The sequence below is a fragment of the Microbacterium sp. Leaf320 genome (genome assembly GCF_001423485.1).
GTDB lineage: Bacteria > Actinomycetota > Actinomycetes > Actinomycetales > Microbacteriaceae > Microbacterium.
The window spans coordinates 67,728-85,330 of record NZ_LMOD01000004.1; the positions used below are offsets into that span (position 1 = coordinate 67,728).

General features: G+C 64.3%; 29 protein-coding genes and 1 tRNA gene. All 30 read left to right on the top strand.

Annotation, left to right across the window (positions count from 1 at the left end):
• Position 1: 1 nt before the first annotated feature.
• The 30 genes from ASF63_RS13840 to ASF63_RS18880 all read left to right on the top strand — a co-directional run bounded on the left by ASF63_RS13840 (position 2) and on the right by ASF63_RS18880 (position 17,593).
• Entirely contained in the window at positions 2–307 is a 306-nt protein-coding gene (locus tag ASF63_RS13840; RefSeq protein ID WP_056515160.1) for a DUF4406 domain-containing protein, read from the top strand.
• Positions 304–810 carry an ASCH domain-containing protein gene (locus tag ASF63_RS13845; protein ID WP_056515163.1) on the top strand — a complete coding sequence of 169 codons (507 nt, stop codon included), beginning with the start codon at positions 304–306 and terminating at the stop codon, positions 808–810. The genes ASF63_RS13840 and ASF63_RS13845 overlap by 4 nt, the downstream gene beginning before the upstream one ends.
• A 228-nt stretch (positions 811–1,038) precedes the next feature.
• Entirely contained in the window at positions 1,039–1,518 is a 480-nt protein-coding gene (locus tag ASF63_RS13855) for a class I SAM-dependent methyltransferase (RefSeq protein ID WP_056515170.1), read from the top strand.
• Position 1,519: 1 nt separating this feature from the next.
• Entirely contained in the window at positions 1,520–2,263 is a 744-nt protein-coding gene (locus tag ASF63_RS19360; RefSeq protein ID WP_200934028.1) for a hypothetical protein, read from the top strand.
• Between the two features lie 68 nt (positions 2,264–2,331).
• On the top strand, positions 2,332–2,643 hold the full coding sequence (locus ASF63_RS13865; RefSeq protein WP_056515172.1) for a helix-turn-helix domain-containing protein: 312 nt from the start codon (positions 2,332–2,334) through the stop codon (positions 2,641–2,643).
• A 496-nt stretch (positions 2,644–3,139) separates the two neighbouring features.
• On the top strand, positions 3,140–3,352 hold the full coding sequence (locus tag ASF63_RS13875) for a hypothetical protein (protein ID WP_056515178.1): 213 nt from the start codon (positions 3,140–3,142) through the stop codon (positions 3,350–3,352).
• On the top strand, positions 3,349–5,088 hold the full coding sequence (locus ASF63_RS13880) for a DNA cytosine methyltransferase (RefSeq protein ID WP_056515180.1): 1,740 nt from the start codon (positions 3,349–3,351) through the stop codon (positions 5,086–5,088). The genes ASF63_RS13875 and ASF63_RS13880 overlap by 4 nt, the downstream gene beginning before the upstream one ends.
• On the top strand, positions 5,085–5,843 hold the full coding sequence (locus tag ASF63_RS13885) for a DNA-methyltransferase (RefSeq protein ID WP_056515183.1): 759 nt from the start codon (positions 5,085–5,087) through the stop codon (positions 5,841–5,843). The genes ASF63_RS13880 and ASF63_RS13885 overlap by 4 nt, the downstream gene beginning before the upstream one ends.
• Before the next feature lie 125 nt (positions 5,844–5,968).
• Positions 5,969–6,268: a hypothetical protein gene (locus tag ASF63_RS13890; protein ID WP_235560804.1), complete on the top strand. Its 300-nt coding sequence runs from the start codon at positions 5,969–5,971 to the stop codon at positions 6,266–6,268.
• Positions 6,269–6,682: 414 nt separating this feature from the next.
• A complete protein-coding gene (locus ASF63_RS13895; protein WP_157534364.1) occupies positions 6,683–7,150 on the top strand; it encodes a hypothetical protein in 468 nt (155 codons plus the stop codon).
• Positions 7,147–7,455 carry a hypothetical protein gene (locus ASF63_RS13900; protein ID WP_056515190.1) on the top strand — a complete coding sequence of 103 codons (309 nt, stop codon included), beginning with the start codon at positions 7,147–7,149 and terminating at the stop codon, positions 7,453–7,455. The genes ASF63_RS13895 and ASF63_RS13900 overlap by 4 nt, the downstream gene beginning before the upstream one ends.
• Positions 7,448–7,738 (top strand): DUF4326 domain-containing protein, encoded by a 291-nt coding sequence (locus ASF63_RS13905; RefSeq protein ID WP_056515193.1) that lies wholly within the window; start codon positions 7,448–7,450, stop codon positions 7,736–7,738. Before ASF63_RS13900 ends, ASF63_RS13905 begins: the two co-directional genes overlap by 8 nt.
• Positions 7,674–8,486 carry a hypothetical protein gene (locus ASF63_RS13910; RefSeq protein WP_157534365.1) on the top strand — a complete coding sequence of 271 codons (813 nt, stop codon included), beginning with the start codon at positions 7,674–7,676 and terminating at the stop codon, positions 8,484–8,486. The genes ASF63_RS13905 and ASF63_RS13910 overlap by 65 nt, the downstream gene beginning before the upstream one ends.
• On the top strand, positions 8,479–8,709 hold the full coding sequence (locus ASF63_RS13915; RefSeq protein WP_056515198.1) for a hypothetical protein: 231 nt from the start codon (positions 8,479–8,481) through the stop codon (positions 8,707–8,709). Before ASF63_RS13910 ends, ASF63_RS13915 begins: the two co-directional genes overlap by 8 nt.
• Complete coding sequence (locus ASF63_RS13920; RefSeq protein WP_056515201.1) at positions 8,706–9,179, top strand: hypothetical protein; 474 nt, start codon at positions 8,706–8,708, stop codon at positions 9,177–9,179. Before ASF63_RS13915 ends, ASF63_RS13920 begins: the two co-directional genes overlap by 4 nt.
• On the top strand, positions 9,172–9,474 hold the full coding sequence (locus ASF63_RS13925) for a hypothetical protein (protein ID WP_056515203.1): 303 nt from the start codon (positions 9,172–9,174) through the stop codon (positions 9,472–9,474). The genes ASF63_RS13920 and ASF63_RS13925 overlap by 8 nt, the downstream gene beginning before the upstream one ends.
• Positions 9,475–9,660: 186 nt before the next feature.
• Complete coding sequence (locus ASF63_RS19120; protein WP_157534366.1) at positions 9,661–9,837, top strand: hypothetical protein; 177 nt, start codon at positions 9,661–9,663, stop codon at positions 9,835–9,837.
• Positions 9,838–9,845: 8 nt separating this feature from the next.
• Positions 9,846–10,271, top strand: coding sequence for a hypothetical protein (locus ASF63_RS18865; RefSeq protein WP_082478192.1), 426 nt, complete (start codon positions 9,846–9,848; stop codon positions 10,269–10,271).
• Positions 10,268–10,825 carry a DNA translocase FtsK gene (locus tag ASF63_RS19600; protein WP_056515205.1) on the top strand — a complete coding sequence of 186 codons (558 nt, stop codon included), beginning with the start codon at positions 10,268–10,270 and terminating at the stop codon, positions 10,823–10,825. Before ASF63_RS18865 ends, ASF63_RS19600 begins: the two co-directional genes overlap by 4 nt.
• Complete coding sequence (locus ASF63_RS19125; protein ID WP_157534367.1) at positions 10,818–11,078, top strand: hypothetical protein; 261 nt, start codon at positions 10,818–10,820, stop codon at positions 11,076–11,078. The genes ASF63_RS19600 and ASF63_RS19125 overlap by 8 nt, the downstream gene beginning before the upstream one ends.
• A gap of 130 nt (positions 11,079–11,208) precedes the next feature.
• Positions 11,209–11,715: a hypothetical protein gene (locus ASF63_RS13935; protein ID WP_056515209.1), complete on the top strand. Its 507-nt coding sequence runs from the start codon at positions 11,209–11,211 to the stop codon at positions 11,713–11,715.
• The gene (locus ASF63_RS13940; protein WP_056515211.1) at positions 11,715–11,942 is read left to right on the top strand and encodes a hypothetical protein; all 228 of its coding nucleotides are present in this window, start codon (positions 11,715–11,717) and stop codon (positions 11,940–11,942) included. The genes ASF63_RS13935 and ASF63_RS13940 overlap by 1 nt, the downstream gene beginning before the upstream one ends.
• Positions 11,939–12,160 carry a DUF3039 domain-containing protein gene (locus tag ASF63_RS13945; protein ID WP_056515214.1) on the top strand — a complete coding sequence of 74 codons (222 nt, stop codon included), beginning with the start codon at positions 11,939–11,941 and terminating at the stop codon, positions 12,158–12,160. The genes ASF63_RS13940 and ASF63_RS13945 overlap by 4 nt, the downstream gene beginning before the upstream one ends.
• On the top strand, positions 12,157–12,405 hold the full coding sequence (locus ASF63_RS19130; protein WP_157534368.1) for a hypothetical protein: 249 nt from the start codon (positions 12,157–12,159) through the stop codon (positions 12,403–12,405). Before ASF63_RS13945 ends, ASF63_RS19130 begins: the two co-directional genes overlap by 4 nt.
• 260 nt (positions 12,406–12,665) lie before the next feature.
• A tRNA-Asn gene (locus ASF63_RS13950) sits at positions 12,666–12,738 on the top strand.
• A gap of 401 nt (positions 12,739–13,139) precedes the next feature.
• Positions 13,140–13,334, top strand: a complete 195-nt coding sequence (locus ASF63_RS13955; protein WP_056515216.1) for a hypothetical protein — start codon at positions 13,140–13,142, stop codon at positions 13,332–13,334.
• On the top strand, positions 13,331–13,471 hold the full coding sequence (locus tag ASF63_RS19135; protein WP_157534369.1) for a hypothetical protein: 141 nt from the start codon (positions 13,331–13,333) through the stop codon (positions 13,469–13,471). Before ASF63_RS13955 ends, ASF63_RS19135 begins: the two co-directional genes overlap by 4 nt.
• Positions 13,461–13,610: a hypothetical protein gene (locus tag ASF63_RS19140; RefSeq protein WP_157534370.1), complete on the top strand. Its 150-nt coding sequence runs from the start codon at positions 13,461–13,463 to the stop codon at positions 13,608–13,610. The genes ASF63_RS19135 and ASF63_RS19140 overlap by 11 nt, the downstream gene beginning before the upstream one ends.
• A 1,291-nt stretch (positions 13,611–14,901) precedes the next feature.
• Positions 14,902–15,207 carry an HNH endonuclease gene (locus tag ASF63_RS19670; RefSeq protein ID WP_162238890.1) on the top strand — a complete coding sequence of 102 codons (306 nt, stop codon included), beginning with the start codon at positions 14,902–14,904 and terminating at the stop codon, positions 15,205–15,207.
• 649 nt (positions 15,208–15,856) lie between these two features.
• A complete protein-coding gene (locus ASF63_RS18880; protein ID WP_082478198.1) occupies positions 15,857–17,593 on the top strand; it encodes a hypothetical protein in 1,737 nt (578 codons plus the stop codon).
• Positions 17,594–17,603: the final 10 nt, after the last annotated feature.

Genomic DNA, 17,603 nt, shown 5'->3' on the forward strand with positions numbered 1-17,603 from the left:
GATGACACGCATCTACGTGGCCGGACCGATGACCGGTTTGCCCGATCTGAACTACCCGGCGTTCCGCGCAGCCACCACGCAGCTCGAAGCACTCGGACACACGGTCGAAGACCCCTCTACGAACGTGAACCCGACGCCGGACGACTATCACGGCTGGTTGAAGGCCGGTCTTGCGCAGCTCATAACCTGCGACGCGATCGCACTCCTTGACGGCTGGGAAGCATCAGGAGGAGCCCGCCTCGAAGTCAACGTCGGCGCGACTCTCGGCATGCGCGTCGCGCCCCTCTCCGAATGGATCGAAGCATGAGAATCCTCACCGTCCGCCAACCATGGGCCTGGGCGATCATCCACGGCGGGAAGACCGTCGAGAACCGGGTACGCAACGTGGCCGGGGGCTACCGTGGGCCGGTCGCGATTCACGTCGCACGCGCCGACGCTGAGACCGCACCCGAATCGCTCTGGATGCAGCACTCAGACTGGTACCGCGACCGCACGGCCCAGCCCAAGAAGTTCGATCCGGCGTGGTCTGACCGAGGGCACATAGTCGGCGTCGTGGATCTGGTCGACGTGCACAGCGCATCGGTCGTCGGCGGGTGCGGGTGGATGCAGAACGACTGCGACGAGCATCCGAACGGATGCCGTCACCACTGCTCACCGTGGGCGATGGGACCCGCACCCGAGGGCTGGTATCAGCACCTCGTGCTCGAGAACCCCCGCGCACTCGCCGAGCCGATCCCGTACACGGGCGCGCTCGGCCTCAGGACGCTCGACGACGCGACTGTCGCTCTGATTGAACGGCAACTCGCATGACACCGGGGCATGTGTTCCCGGCCCGTTACGACGGCGTCTGCGCCGCCGGATGCCCCGACCGTATCCACCCGGGCGACCCGGTCCGATACGACGACCACGACCAGCTCAGACACGACCAGTGCACACCGAAACCGTCGAAGTTCGACATCGGGCCACGCGAGGTCCTCTGCTCGGATTGCTGGACCGTGAAGCCGTGCCGCTGTGACGACGACTAAGAGAGGAGACCCGATGGCCCACCCAGTGCTCGACCCGGCTTCCGGGTCACGAATGTTCTACTTCGACAAAGCTGACGACCGGGTTCTGTTCGGCGACATCCGCACCGAGGATCACATCCTCGTCGATGGGCGCGCCCTGAGCATCGCCCCCGACATGGAGATGGACTTCAGGTCACTGCCGTTTCCGGACGACACCTTCCGGGTAGTCATCTTCGATCCGCCACACCTCGTGAGAGTCGGAGACAACGCCTGGATGGGCAAGAAGTACGGCAAGCTCGACCCGCTCAACTGGCGGCACGACCTCACCCTGGGATTCAAGGAGTGCTTCCGAGTCCTCGCGCCGAACGGCGTCCTCATCTTCAAGTGGAACGAGACGCAGATACCTGTCAGTCAAATCCTCGCGCTGACACCGCACAGGCCCCTCGTGGGGCACCGCAGCGGCAAAGCAGCGAAGACTCACTGGGTCAGCTTCCTCAAACCAGAGAGGAGATGACGTGAGAATTCGCAGCACGAAACCAGAGTTCTGGAAGTCGCGTCGGATCACATCTGTCTCGTGGGATGCCCGACTCGTTCTGAAAGGCCTCGAGTCTTACGTGGACGACAACGGCGTCGGCATCGACGACATCGAACTGATCGTCACCGACGTGTTCCCGCGCGACATGTTCTGGAACCCTCGCGAGACCGTCGCGAGGGTGTCCGAAGCCATCTCCGAGCTGTACCAGGCCGGATTGGTGCACCGATACGAGGTCGAACGCGATCATCTGCTCTACATCTCCTTCTGGGAGGAGGTGCAGCGGATAGACAAGCCGGGCAAGGGTAGAAAACCCAGGCCAGACGGCACAATCGACTATAAGGAATCGTCGATTCGCGAGAGTGTCGCGAGGCCTCCTGGAACCCTCGCGCCTGGAACAGGGGAACAGGGGAACAGAGGAACAGAGGATCAGGGGATCAGGGGCAAGAAACTCAGTAGCGATCAAACAGATTCTCAAGACTGTAACGCGCGCGAGTTTTCACCAGAAGAGATCGATGAGGTCAAGGGGATTCTCGGAGAAGCAGTCGGTCACCCGATCGACGACCTCGAGACCTCGGTAGCAGTCGAGATCATCACCGAAGCAGCCGCGGAGCCCATCGAGAACCTCGTCGCCTACATCCGCGCATCAGCCGCATCATCTCCTGATCGGATCAGCGGTCTCTGCCGCGAAGCAATCCGACAAGTCGCACGCACGCGGACAAGCTGACCGCACCAACCATCCACAGGCCACTGACCCAGCAAAACGGGTAGTGGCCTTTTCCATTGAGAGGAGTCATGTCGATGATCCCAGTGACCATCAACCTGCCCCCGGCGACGTTCAACAGGCTCGAGAAGATCGCGGCAGCGCGAGGGGTGACGATGCGGGACCTGATCGCCGCCAGCCTCGAACCCAGATCGAAGCCGAAGGTGACCGGCAACGTCGCGTCTTCACGGACGGACGGGTACAGCCATCTCACTGATGACGAGTGGGAGGAGATCCTCCGGCTGCGTGCGGCGAAGTGGACTGTCGCACAGATTGCCGTCCGGTTCGGGTGCTCGAGCTCAACGATCTACAAGCACCTGCAGAGAATGAAGGAGGGCGCATGAGCGCCGATATCTTGTCCGACCCCACCTACCCGCACGGCACGAAGACGGGGTTCCAGTCCGGCTGCCACGGCTCCCATTGCCCGGGTGCGATGACGTGCCGTGATGTGCACACCCGGTACCAGGGTGACTACGGGTTCCGGAAGCTGATCGACGCCGGTGTGACACCGGAGCAGATCATCGACCAGGAGCGGAGAGCGGCGAAGGCAGCTGAGGAAGCCGCACGGGCTGCTCTCACCGCCAAACGGTCCCGCACTCAGGTGCAGGCACGGGAGCGAGCGAATGCGTCCCGCAGGGAACGGATCGGGAGATCGGTGAGAAGGTCGGTCGCACCCGTGACCAGGCATCCGCAACACGGTTCCACCTCGGCCTGAAAGCAAACCCCGGGAAGACAACGAACGATCGCATCCGGGAACTCCACGCCCAGGGCCTCGACGATATCCAGATCGCCCGTGCCCTCGGGAAACGCGACGAGTACATCAACGCATGCCGGCGCCGCATGAACCTTCCACTCATCCGAGCCGTACCGATCAAGGTCTCCTCCGACGAGCTCCGCAAGCTCCACACCGAGGGCCTCACCGATGGGGAGATCGCGTACCGGATGAACGTCGACGCCCGGTACATCGGGAAACGCCGACGCAAGCTCAGCCTCACACCCAATTCAGCCCTCGCCTCGGCGGGGGCTTCGTCGTCTCACCAGGAGAGCGCATGACCGCCACACTCGAGCGAACCGTCGGATACCAGCGACCCGACGTGGCATGGAACGGCCTGACCGTCACAGACCTCTTCTGCGGCGCGGGAGGCTCCAGCTCAGGGCTCGTCGAAGCCGGGTACAGAGTGGTGATCGCGGCGAACCACTGGAAGCTCGCGATCGACTCGCACCAGATCAACCACCCCGACACGGATCACTCGCAGGCGGACATCTCGCAGGTGAACCCGGCGTACTTCCCGAAGACGCACGTTCTCTGGGGGTCTCCGGAGTGCACGAACCATTCGATCGCGAAGGGGGTGAAGCGGCAGCGGCAGCAGGATCAGGCGCTGTTCGAGATCGACGGCACCCGCCCGCTGCCCGACGAGGCCGCGAACCGGTCCCGCGCGACGATGTGGGACATTCCGCGATTCGCCGAGCACCACCGGTACATGGCGATCATCCTCGAGAACGTCGTCGACGCGTACCGGTGGGACCAGTTCGAAGCATGGCAGCTCGCGATGAAGTCCCTCGGCTACCGGATGCAGTTCGTGTGGCTGAACAGCATGCACGCGCAGATTGGTGGCCTCCCCGCTCCGCAGTCGCGCGACCGCATGTACATCGTGATGTGGCGTGAAGACCTCGCGACGAAGCAGAAGGGCGTCTCCGGCCCGAACATCGGGAAGTGGACGCGGCCGATGGCGGTCTGCCCCGAGCACGGCGAGGTCCAGGCCGTGCAGGCGTTCAAGAAGGCCGAGCAGTGGGGCCGCTACCGGGCGCAGTACCTCTACCGGTGCCCGGAGTGCTTCCAGGTCATCGAACCGGGCTGGCTGGCCGCTGAGTCGATCATCGACTGGTCGCTACCCGCACCCCGCATCGGAGACCGGGCGAAGCCTCTCGCCGAGAAGACCCGAGAGCGTATTCGCCGCGGCATCGAACGCCACTGGGCGCCGATCATCGCGAAGGCCGCTGGCAACACCTACGACGGCGTGACAACGGGATCGAACTACCTTCGAGTGTCCGAGCTTGACGCGCCGATGCCCGCGCAGATGGGCACGGCCGAGCACGGCCTCGCGCTGCCACCGGCGTTCCTCGCGCAGTTCCGTCAGCGCGAGCGCACGCAGACTCTCGACGACGCTCTGCCCACGGTCGTCGCCGATGGCGCAAACCATGCGCTGATCGTGAACAACCTCAGCGGCAACGACGAGTCTCGGTCGCGTCGCGTCTCCGAGGTGCTGCCGTCGATCGTCGCCGGCGGCCTGCACGCCTCGCTGCTCGTTCCCGTGGAGGGGCGAGAAGGCAAGAGCGCGGCATCCGTGGCAGACCCAATGCGCACCCAGTCGACCCGGAACGAGACGGGACTCGTGGTCCCGCTACGGAATCACGGCGTCGCGAAGCCCGCTACGCACCCGATCGACACCGTCAGCGCGGAGGGCAACCACCACGCACTGGTCATGCGCAACAACCACGGAGGTGCAGAGATGTCCACACCGGTGACCGAAGTGATGCGCACGCTCACGACAGGCGGGCACCAGTCGGTGATCCAACCGAGTGCACCTATCAGCCTCGACGTCGACGACGCGGGCTTCCGAATGCTCGAACCGCATGAGATCCAGGCAGGGATGGGATTCGCCCGCGACTACCTGCTCCTCGGTTCGAAGCGGGACAAGGTCAAGCAGGCAGGCAACGCGGTCACTCCGCCCGCCGCGCGCGACCTCGGTCACGCGGTCGCCGAGTTCCTTCTGGCGGTGGCAGCGTGACGGTCGTCTACGAGGACGAATGGGTGACCCTCCACCACGCCGATTACCGGGATCACCTCGGCGGTCTTCGCGCCGACGCCATCATCACGGACCCGCCTTATGGCGAGACCAGTCTGGACTGGGATCGGTGGCCGTCCGGATGGCTCAGCGACGCGGCCGGTGTCTCGAACGCTCTCTGGTGCTTCGGGTCGTTCCGCATGTTCCACGAGCATGCGCATGAGTTCAGGACGCTCGAACCTCTGTGGCAGCTGTCGCAGGAGATCGTCTGGGAGAAGCACAACGGCTCTGGATTCGCGAACGACCGGTTCAAGCGCGTGCACGAGCTCGCGGTGCTTTGGTACCGCGGGGAGTGGTCGGAGCTGCGTCACGAGACGCCGACCACAGCCGATGCGACTGCCCGCACGGTACGTCGAAAGACGCGACCGACCCATACCGGGAACATCGACGCGTCGTCGTACGAGTCCGAAGATGGTGGGCCTCGGCTGATGCGCTCTGTGCAGTACGTGAGGTCAGAGCACGGGCGAGCGATCCACCCGACGCAGAAGCCGGCGGGGATCATCGCACCGCTCATCGAGTACAGCGTCCCGCCGGGCGGGCTCGTGGTCGACCTGTTCGCAGGCTCGGCCACTACTGCGGTCGTCGCGAGACAGATGGGGCGCAGATGCATCGCCTTCGAGGGCCGCGAGGACTACGCCCTCAAGGCGGCCGCACGTCTGTCGCAGCAGATGTTCGTCTTCGAGGACGGTGCAGCATGACCTGGACTCTTGAGCTCCCGTACGAACGCCCGCCGAAGGGTCTGCACGCGAACGACCGTGTCCACCACATGGTGAAGGCGCGTTCGGCGAAGGAGATTCGGGAACGAGTCGCTGTCCTGTGTCGCGTGGCGAAGATCCCGAAGTTGCAGCGCATTTCGGTGCAGGTCGTGTGGGTGGTGCCGACGCGGCACAAGCGTGACGAGGACGGGCCCGATCCGCTCTGCAAGGTGATCTACGACGCGATCGGTTCCGACCGCGGCGTGAGCGCCCGCATCGTCCAGGACGACACGAAGGAGTTCATGGACAAGCCGCGGCTCGTCATCGAACACCAACCAGGTGTGACCGCGCACTTCCGTGTGCAGATCACCGACATCTCGAACCCATTCCGACCCGAAACGGTCGATCAGATCACAAGGAGGCTCTGATGAGCACCACACCCGCACCGGAGCTGTCCGCTGAGGAGAAGGCTGAGGTCGCAAGATTCGGTATCCATGATGAGGGTCCGGGTCTGCCGGAGGTCACCTATGAGTGACGATCAGACGTTCTGCATCAGCAACCACGCGGAGGCGATGAGCGTCCTGCACAGGTCGGATCGTCCGTACCCCTGCCGGCGCCGGGGGATGACCCCGGCGGGGGAGCGCATCCCGGAAGCGCACTACGCGACGTGTGAGGACGAGGCGTGCCGTGGGTGCATCCCCAGGTCGGCAACCCACGGGTACCTGTGTGGGCCGTGCTACTTCCAGGTGCGTGATGCTCTGGGGCGTCTCGCATGGTTGATCTCCCACCTTCGATCCATAGACCGTCCTGCGACGGCGATCGGTGAACGGGTGGACACGTCGATGACGAAGTCGATCCTGATGCCGGACCCGTGGATCGCGGCCGATCAGCTCATGGAAGCACTCGGTGCCCGGGTGATCCCGTCGTCCGCGTCTATCGATGAGGCGATCCGTCTCGCGCATGCCGCTGTGTTCATCGACGTCGATGAGTGGGTGAACACGATCGAGGGTGCGACGTGGGCTGTCGTCCTGTTGAGACGCATGAACACGGCGCTCCGTCGATGGCAGGACTCCGAAGCACAACTCCGACCCATCCCTGGGATTCGTTGTCCGACGTGTAACGAACCGCACCTGATGCGACGTGCACCGGAACAGTTCGGCGACGACCTACTCGTCATCTGCCGCACACCCGACTGCGGGTTCTCCCTCACCTGGGACGCGTGGGTGAAGCTCTACGCCCCCGCCATCGAATGGTTCGCGAACGACATGAAACGCCGCGAGAAAGCGGCACGGAAGGAGAAGGCGAAGTGAGCATCTACTCGTCATGGCCGCTCATCGGCGAGACCGAGGACGGCGATCGCGACGGCACAGTGCTCCTGTACAGAGGCTCTCACCGGTTCCCATCACCGACAGACCCAACATCCATCGTGGAGCTCGCCACGATCCCCGCATGGTGCGTTCCGGGATGCGACGACGAGTCGGGGGACACGGTCGCGGCATACCTGCGCCTGAGCGTGTCGCTGAGCGACGCCGTCCTCACCGAAGCATCCGCCACCGAACTACGCGATCAACTCAGCGAGTGGATCGCCCGACCGAAGGAGGTTCCCCGTGCCTGAGCGTGTTCAGCTCTCCCGCCGGCGCGGATACCGGAAGCCCGAAGGGGCGGTCGTCGTCGCGCGACCGTCCCGGTGGGGCAACCCATTCACCGTCGAAGAGTTCGGACGGCACGAGGCCGTCCGCCGGTACGAGCAGATGATTCGGTGGAAACTCGGCGACGACCCGACTCTGCTCGACCCGCTGCGGGGGAAAGACCTCGCGTGCTGGTGCCCGTTCGATGGCGAACCGTGCCATGCCGACGTGCTACTCAAGCTCGCATCCGAAGGAGAGACCGATGACTGACAACAAGCCGCTGATCGCACAGGCATACCGACTTGCGATCACCGACCGCATCTCGAGTGAGCCGGTTGTCGCTCTACTCGTCACACTTGCGGGTGCCCTCGAAGCTGCCGAGAAGACACACAACGCCACTGGACATGCGAAGGAATCTGACACGTCCACGGAACGTGTCAAGAACGGGGCTGATTCTTCACACGTCACCCCGACCGACGACGAGGTGAACGCTGTCGCCCTTGCATACTGGGGGCCGAGCGTGACCTATGACCGGGAGCGGCTTCGCGCGGCTCTCGCTGGCTTCCGTCGTTCCGAGCCCAGCGCGATCGCGCAGGCGAAGACGGCACTCTCTCGCGCACTCTCACGGAAGCAGTGGCGCGAGGATGGGTGGGAAGCGCCCGCGATCGATGTGCAGGAAGCGCTTGATGCACTGTCGGGTTCCGAGGTGCCGGAGCCGAGCGCCGAGGACGAGTTCGCGCCGGGTGAGTGCGACGGCTCAGGAAAGTGCTCGGCACCACGTCACATCCATGGCTGCTACACGCTGCACCGCGCCGACCAGTGCGATGCGCCGGATGAGTACGGGCATCTGCCCTCGGAGCCGCAGGGTGAAACGTCCGACGCGCGGGGCATCATCGCACGTCGACTCATTCGCGAGGCGCGGATGGACAGCTTCAGTGCCTGGGATCTGGCGGACGACATCATTGCCGCTCTGCGTGCTGCTGGTGTCGTCGGACAGGAAGGGGAGAGCCATGGCTGAGCGGCTGTACTCGGTGAGCATCACTCAAGCGATGGAGATGATCCACATCGTCAAGGCTTCGAACAAGCGCGAGGCGCGACGCATCATTCAGGAACTCGTCCGGGGACGCCTCGAACGGGAAGACCCGCGGCTCGTGGAGTCGTATCCGAGCGGCGCTGTCGGCGCCGAGAAGGTCAACACGTTGGTCTATCGAGAGGGCCAGGAAGGGCAGGTAGAGCGATGAGCGACTACCCGGAGTTCACGCCGACGACGGAGCAGGTGCGCTCGGCATATGCCCACGATCCTGAGGCCGAGTATCGCGATCCGGTCGGTTTCCCGGCGATGCAGAGGGAGAACCTGCGAGCGTTCGACCGCTGGCTGGCCGCTCACGATGCCGAAAAGGACGCGACGATCGCGGAGCTACGCCTCGAACTCGCGAAGCAGGAGGACTCTCTGGCGCTCGCGCGGTTCGACACGGAAGAGCTTCACCGCATCCGCACCTCAGTCGAAGAACCGGAGCCGAGCGATCAGGTCAAGCAGCTCATCCGAGACATGACCGATCCGGACGACTGCTCGTTCGACCACAACGGCGGATGCCAGGCGCACGGCTACCTCTCGCTGCAGCCTGGCGAGAAGTGCCCGCATGCAGAAGCCAAGGAGCTTCTCGCGTCGTGGGTGCCGGTGAAGCAGGAAGGAGCGGAGAGCGATGGCTGAGCGCAACCAGCACAACCGGTGGCGGTGCACCGTCGTCGGATGCAACCCGAAGCTCATCGGGCAGGCTGCGGCGGACGCTCACGCCGCCACCGGACACCGGGTCGCGAAGTGGCCGATCCGGTCACCGCAGGGCAAGGCGAAGGCCCGGGAGAGGAACCGCACGGGCTACTACGACCAGTACAACGTCGGCGCGAAGTCCGCCGAGGCGCGCGGCATCGGCCGGCACCACGGGGGAGGCGTCGTCCTCACGGGCGATGACTTCTCGACCGACAACGGAGGGCCGTTCGGTGGCTGACCTCACGAGCGTGTCGACATCGGCACTCAACGCCGAGCTCGCGCGACGCGGCGCAACGCCCCGCTGCCAGTGCGGGAAATGGGGGACGCGCATGTCCGCGTGGGACCACGACGGCTACGCCCTCCGGTGTGCCGGTTGCTTACGCATCGTCCGGCGGTGCACATGCTGACCGAAGGGAAAGAAGAAGTGACCGAGAAGCCGGGAATTGCTGAGGCGACAGAGCGCCTCGAACGCGCGAAGGCCGCGCTCAAGAGCGCACGCGTCCCCTACGATGCCGCGCTCAAGGAACGCGACGACGCACTCCGTGACCTCGAACGCCTCCGAGCCCCGAAGCCGCGCACCGACTTCCCGTTCTGCGGGTGAGGCGGAACATGCCCATCCGAGCAGAAGAACGAGCCCGCTACCCGGAGGACTGGGACACCATCTCAGCCCAGACGAAGCACCGAGCCGGGTGGCGGTGCGAATGCGAGGGGGAGTGCGGACGCGGCACGCACGAGGGCCGGTGCCCGAACCTGCACCACCTGCCGGCGTACGGCACCGGCTCTCGCGTGGTCCTCACCACCGCGCACCTCAACCACACCCCCGAGGACTGCCGCCCCGAGAACCTCAAAGCCATGTGCCAGGGATGTCACCTGCACTACGACAAGGAACACCACGCCGAGACACGTCGGCGCCGAACGGAGCTCGTCGAGGAAGCCCGCCGAGAGAACAAGGCGCGGTACGACGCCGAGGTGACTGCGGTGTTCAGCGCAGCTCGCCGAGCAAATAACGCCCGAACCCAAGGAGACACACGATGACCACGTTCGATGACCGTGTGAACGAAGCCGAAGAGCTCGTCCGCAGCACCCAGTTCGGCTCGACATCGATGCTGCAACGCAAGATGCGGATCGGGCTGGTTGAAGCCGGACGCGTGATGGATGCCCTCGAGCAGCGCGGCGTCGTTAGCGCCGCCGAGGGCGCACGGGCGCGCGAGGTGCTCATGCCCCCACCGACGCCACCGACGCCGGCAGAGATCCTCGCGCGATCCGTCGCCCGACTGATCGCATCAAGTACGCCCTCCGACGCACCAAGCACTGAGCAGGTGAAACAGCGGTACACCGAGCACCGATACGGCTACGGCGCCGACTTCGACGCATGGCTCGCAGCGCACGAACGCGAGGTCGCCGCATCCGCGCTCGAGCGAGCCGCCGAGCACCTCGATGCAGAGTGTCAGAACCTCCCGCACTGGCCCGGGAGAACCCGCGACCCGGCCCGCATCGAAGCGTTCGCGAACGGCGTGGTCGACTCGACGATCGCCCTCCGCGCGCGCGCCGCCACCATCCGAACCGAAGGAGAGAAGAACCATGCCTGACGCCGAACCCACACGGATCATCTTGCACCCGGGGACCCCCGTCTACTCCGAGCGGGCCTACTACGTGCGACGACTGAAACGCGACCCGCACGACCGACAAAACCCATCGCGACCGTTTGAGACGCCACCCTGGCCAACGGGCGACGTGGCAGAGATCCTCGAAGACGCCGAGACAGGTCTGCTTGTCACCAACGCTCCACGGTTCGAACGGTGGATCGCGGGTCTCACAGGATCGAACGCATCTGATGGCTGACATCCTCAGCCCAGACTGCAGGGACGGGAAGTGCGCCGCCTGTATCGGTGACGCATGGAACGACACCACCGACGAAGCGACCGTGTGTGAACACGCATGCCACGACATCGAGAAGGACAGCGATGACTGAATGGTGGCAGCTAGTTTTCGCGTCAGCGCTCGGCTCCATCCCGGGCTTGATCTTGATCTTCACTCTCGGGTGGTACTGCCGAGGCAGATGGGAGGACTCGTGAAGGGGATCGGGCTGGGGCTTCTCTTGGTTGCCCCGTTCATGGTCGTGTGCTTCTGGCTCATGGCGATCGACCTGATGCCTATCGGCATCGCCGTGTTGCTCCTTCCCGCCGTATGGGGGCTCGTCAGCATGTGGCGAGACGAACGGTCAGCGAAGCGGAAGGTGAAGGAACCAGCCGGTATGGCGAGAACCGTCCACCTTGACTCCACTCACGGGGAACTCGAGCAGACGCCAGAGTGGTGGGACCGCCAGTACCAGGCCCTCGAACGGAAGCACATTCCCCGCGACGCGGCCAGCCACGACGGACACAGCATCGTCGACCAGCGCACGTACGCCAGCACGACCGCGCGTCGTCACTGCACGGACTGCTGCATCGAGATCGACCCCTATGAGGAGGATCGGTGATGGCGATCATCACGCACTACACGCAGGAGCAGCGCAACAACCAGGCCGAACGCATCGGCGCCCTGTTCGTCCTCCCCGACGCAGGCATGAAGATGACCCGCGAAGGGTGGCGAATGGAGGGATGGGGCGATGAGGTCCAGCTGACCGTCGAGCTCGTGACGTTCATCACTAAGGAGGAAGCAGAAGCGATCCTCAACGCCACCCCAATCGCCCAGGACGACCAATGAGCACCGACACCATCGAGAAGCCCGACACGATCACCACCGACGCCGGCGACCACGACCTCTTCGCGCACTACGCCCGCAAGCAGGACATCGAACGATCTATGTTCGAAGGCGTGGAGATCACCGCGCTCTGCGGAAAGAAGTGGCGGCCGGCGCGCGACTTCACGAAGTACCCCGTCTGCGGCACCTGCAAGGACATCCTCGAAAGGATTCCCGAGTGACCACCCAATCCGACTACATCAGATCCGACGAGCTCGACGAAGCGGCCGTTCCGATCGCCTGGCTCCCGAAACTCTTCAACGTGTCCGAGTCGACGATCCGACGGTGGATACGCGCCGATGACATCACCACATTCGACCACCCAACGGAACAGACCCGACCGGGGATGCCGGATCGGGCGATTCGATATGGGGATATCCCATCGAAAGAATCACATTCGACACGCTGGCACCGTCGAACAGAGTGACCGCTAGCCTGATAGAGTTCATCTAGGTTGAGTTCTCTCTACCCACCACCCTCGGATCACATCCGGGGGTTTCGTCGTTAAGAACCCCTCCCGTCGTGCCGGTTGATCCCCAGTCCTGGCTAGCGCGGTCGCAGGGCAGCCGCACAGCAACGCGGCGCACAACCCCGAAGAGCCGGACTACATCGCCGGAGCGCACCTGTTGGCGTGCATAGGGGTGACAACTACACACGCCCGAGCCAGTTCGGCTGCGGCGGGCACATTCCGGGATAGCTCAGATGGCAGAGCAGCGCACTGTTAATGCGCGGGTCGTAGGTTCGAGCCCTGCTCCCGGAGCAATGCGAGGTCAGACGGAAGCCCAGGCAGTCGGACGGTGCACCCCTCGCAGAAGACCCTCGGCCCGGTTGGAGAAACCGGAGCAACGCAGTCTGCTGTCTGCGGCCCAGGGCAACCTTTCACACTTTCCCTTCGACCTCACCCTCACCTTGAGGAGACGATCGTGCATGTCATCAGCGTTGATGCAGACGAGTGCGACGCCTGCCCCTCGGAAGCGCACGTGAAGGCGTACCTGTACGCACGCATGCCATCAGGCAACACGGTTTCCTACTGTGCACATCACGGAACCGAATACCTCGAACAGCTGACCCGCCAAGCCTCAGCGATCATCGACCTTCGACACCAAGTCCACGCGTGATAACCGCACAGGGCATTAATCCCGAATCATGCACGGAGACGGAATGAAGATCACGTTCGGCATCGCCGCCGGCATCACCCTCTCGATCGTGGTCTACGCGATGAAGCAACCCACACTCGACCACGTCCGACACTTCCTCCAATGGGTGTTCACCCGCGTGGAGGTCCGGACGCATCCCGACTGCCAGCCGCGCTTCCGCAGCTGGCACAAGGGAGTCATGACGGAAGGACCGTGGTGAGCGACGTACGCGAAGTGACTGAATGGCACGAGGCCGCGGCCGAACGCCTGCGCGAGCGCATCATGGACATGACTTACGCGGCCAGCATCCCCGCCTTCACCCAGCGTTTCACGACAGGCCTCAGTGATGAGCGCTAACGATAAGGTCGCTGCCGCGCTCGGCCCGAACCATGACGCGGTACGCAACGACCTCATCAGACGCCGCGAGCTCAAGAAGCTGACCAAGCCCGAGCTGATCACCCTCGTCGTGAAGCTCGAACGCCAGCATGGCCACTGAACTCAGATCATCGAACTGCGCACGCTGCCACCGACCCATCACCTACCCCACCACCGGCACAGTGACGTGCCCATGCGGTGTCCGCATCCACGCCACCACCCCACTCACCGAGTGGGAAGCGGCTCTACTCACACGCGAATGGGCACGATGAACGCATACGAGTGCGAAGGCTGCCAAGAGGTCTACACCTCGTACCGGGCCATGATGCTCTGCGAAGAATCAGACTTCGCCGACGCCGTCGCCGCGAGGAAGAACCACGTCAGCCCCCGCATCATGCGACCCATGCACGCATGGGGTGACGGCTGACATGCGTGTCTGCTCCGAGCCAGGATGCCCAACCCTCATCCCGAAGGACGAGGGCATGCGCTGCAAGACACACCGCAGCGCACACGAGAAGCGTCGAGGCACACGACAGCAGCGAGGCTACGACGCCGGCCACGACCGCCTCCGCGCACAGTGGGCACCGAAGGTAGCAACCGGCAGCGTCACATGCTGGCGCTGCGGTGAACCCATCACCCCCACCGAACCATGGGACCTCGGACACGACGACAACGACCGTCGCCACTACCGCGGACCAGAGCACGCCAACCGTTGCAACCGCAGCGCAGCCGGACGCAAGTCCCACGAACAGTAGATCGCTCACCTGTCGGGGTGAGAGCCCACGCACCGGACTGATCCCCGGTGGCGGTGGGCACTACTCATACCCACCGACATGGGAGACGAAGCCATGCCACACGGCTCAAGCGACAGCAAGACCGCACTGTGCACCATTGACGGATGCGGCAAGCCGCGGCGTGCACGAGGACTCTGCATCGGCCACTACAACGCCGAGCACCGCACACCGAACCCGACCGCTCAGTTCGCCTGCGCACACTGCGGCTCGGCTTTCATCACCGAGCGGGCACGTGCGAACAGGTACAAGAACCTCTACTGCTCAGACCAATGCAAAGGCGCGGCGCTGACCAGCCCTCGAACCGAGCTGCCTGCCGATCACTGGGCGCGATGGTACGGGCGCTCATCCACACTCTTCGTACGCGAGTGCATCGGATGCCACGACCTGTTCGCCACGGCCGTCGAGACGAAGCAGCGTTGCGCCAGAGGGTGCGACGGCAAGAACCCGCTCACACGATTCACATGCGGAACCTGCGTCGACTGCGGCATAGCGTTCACCGCTGAGACCAACGGCTCACCAATCCGATACTGCTCAGACCGCTGTGCACGGCGAGTAGCAAGGCGCCGTCGCCGAGCACTCGAGCACAACGCGCCCGGTGACTTCCGGTACTCACAGATCATGCGTCAGTACCAACGCCAGGGCAACGTCTGCGCATACTGCAAGCAACCAGCCGACGGCCTACCAGATCCCGAGCACGTGCTCGCGCTCAGCCGAGGCGGACGCAACGACATGAGTAACCTCGTGGCTTCATGCCGAGCCTGCAACGCAGACAAGATCGACCTCACCCTGAGCGAGTGGAAGATCAGCCGTGAACGTCGCGGACTCCCACCTGTAGACACAGAGCTACACGCACCCGAGTACCGACACCTCGCACACAATGAACCGACCTCGCCGGCCTACTCTCTCGCCGCCCAAGCGGCATAGGGGGGTTGACCTCTAGGGCATCCCTTACCGAACCGCCGGAGAAGCCTTTCTATGGTGCGGAGGGTTCAGAAGTTTCCATTCGGGCCGTCCGCGGCCGTTGACCTGTGAGGTGGCGTGCTGATGGCTAAGGGTGGTGCACGGAATCGTTCTGGCCCTCAGGCTGACCCGAATTCGGGTCGTTCTGATCGGCGTGGGTTCAAGCTGACGGCTCTGCCTTCGGAGGGTTACACCTCGGAGGCGCCGGAGTTCCCGCTCGAACCTATCCAGCTCTTCACGGAGTACAGGGTCGACGGCGAGAAGGTGAAGTCGTTCGACGAAGGTGGAACGAGCGCGTTCCGGTCTCGCGAATCCGCGGTGTGGGCTGAGGCATGGCGCAGCCCGCAGGCGTGTGCGTGGTCGATGCAGTCTTGGCGGTGGCCGATCGTGGCTGAGTACTGCCGTCTCAAGACGGTTGTTGAGCTCGACCCGTCCGCTTCAGCGTCTCTGGTGGCGCAGCTGCACCGGTACCGGGATCAGATCGGTTTGACGCCGGCTGGTCTGAGGGAGAACGGCTGGGCGATCGCTGTCGACGAAGTTGGCGTGAAGCGTGACGAGAAAGTGGAAGCGGCACCGGCATCCTCGAGGGCGCCGCGTCGCCTGAGGGCTGTCGATGGAGCAGGCTGAGTTCGTCGTTGACTTTCCGACGCTCGGTGATCTGGGTGATGCGTGGATCACGCGTCATTGTCGGGTTCCGGATGGTTTCACCCGTGGTCGTGCGTTCCAGATGGCGGACTGGCAGTTCTGGTGCCATGCGAACCGGTACCGCATCCGCCGGGATGCGTCGTTCGTTCCTCCGGAGCTGGTCGGTCCTGACAAGCCCCCGGTGCTGAACCAGGCGTTCTTCTACCAGCAGACGCTCGTCGTCGCCCCGCAGAAGACAGGCAAGGGCCCGTTCTCGGCGTCGCAGGTGGCGTTCGAAGCAGCTGGCCCGTCCGTGTTCGGCGGGTGGGCGGCTGGTGGTGAGGTCTACTCTTGCGCTGACAACGGCTGCCCCTGTGGGTGGGAAGACGCCCCCGATCGGTACGTGTACCTCGAGGGTGAGCCGATGGGGATGCGGCATCCGTCGCCCCTGATCCAGATCACCGCGAACTCGGCCGAGCAAGCGGACAACATCTACAAGCCGCTGCGGGCGATGATCAACCTCGGGCCGCTCCGTCACCTGTTGGCGGTGCGTGAGGGGTTCATCCGCATCCTGGGGCTGTCCGATCAGGACGACCTCGACCGCATCGACGTTGTCACGTCCTCTGCGCGGTCCCGACTCGGTAACCCGATCTCGGATGCTGAGCAGGACGAGGCGGGCCTGTACACGAAGTCGAACAAGATGGTCGACGTCGCGGACACGCAGGCGCGTGGTGCCGCAGGTATGGGTGGTCGCACCCACCTGACCACAAACGCGTGGGACCCGTCCGAAAACTCGTACGCGCAGATGATCTTCGAGGCGCAAGAGCCCGACGTGTTCATCTTCTACCGCGACCCCGACAAGGCGTTGCGTGGTGAAGACGGACGGCCGCTCGACTACAAGAAGGTCGCTGACCGTCGCCGCATTCACGAATACGCCTATGAGGGTTCATGGTGGGTGAACCTCGATTCGATTGAGGCACTCGCGCGGAAGCTGATGAAGCGCGATCCGGAACAGGCTGAGCGGTTCTTCGGTAACCGGCTCGTCGCCGGCCACGGCAAGTGGCTTGAAGACGGGCAGTGGGAAGCGAAAGCCGCCCCGGGCCGGACGCTCGCGAAGCGGGCACCGGTCACTGGTGGTTTCGACGGGTCGAACAACGACGACTACACCGGCATTCGCCTTGAGTTGCTCCCGGATCTGTTCCAGTTCACCCCGACGTACGGTCCCGACGAGCGGAAGACGCTCTGGAACCCTGCCGAATGGGGTGGTCAGATCCCTCGCGGTGAAGTGATGGTCGCGTGGCGGGAGATCGCGAAGCGGTTCGACCTGATCCGCGTCTACCTCGACCCGTTCCTCTACGACAGCGAAATCGACTCGCTTGCCGCGGAGTTCGGTGACGACGTGTTCGTGAAGTGGGCGACCAACCGGCCTGTGCCGATGCATGCCGCTCTCGAGCGGTTGAAGGTCGACCTCGACAACGACGACTCGGACTTCACCCACGACGGCGACGAAGAAGTGCGCACGCACATGCGGAACGCTCGAATCCGCCCCACCACGGTCGACAAGACCAGTGGCGTCAAGCGGTACGTGATCGGGAAGCCCTTCGGGGAAGACCACCGAAAGATCGACTACGCCATGTCCAGTGTGCTCGCCCACGAGGCGGCGATGGATGCTCTCGCCTCCGGGTGGAAGCCCAAGAAGTCCAGCAAGGTCCGCGTCTGGCGGTGAGAGGGGGACG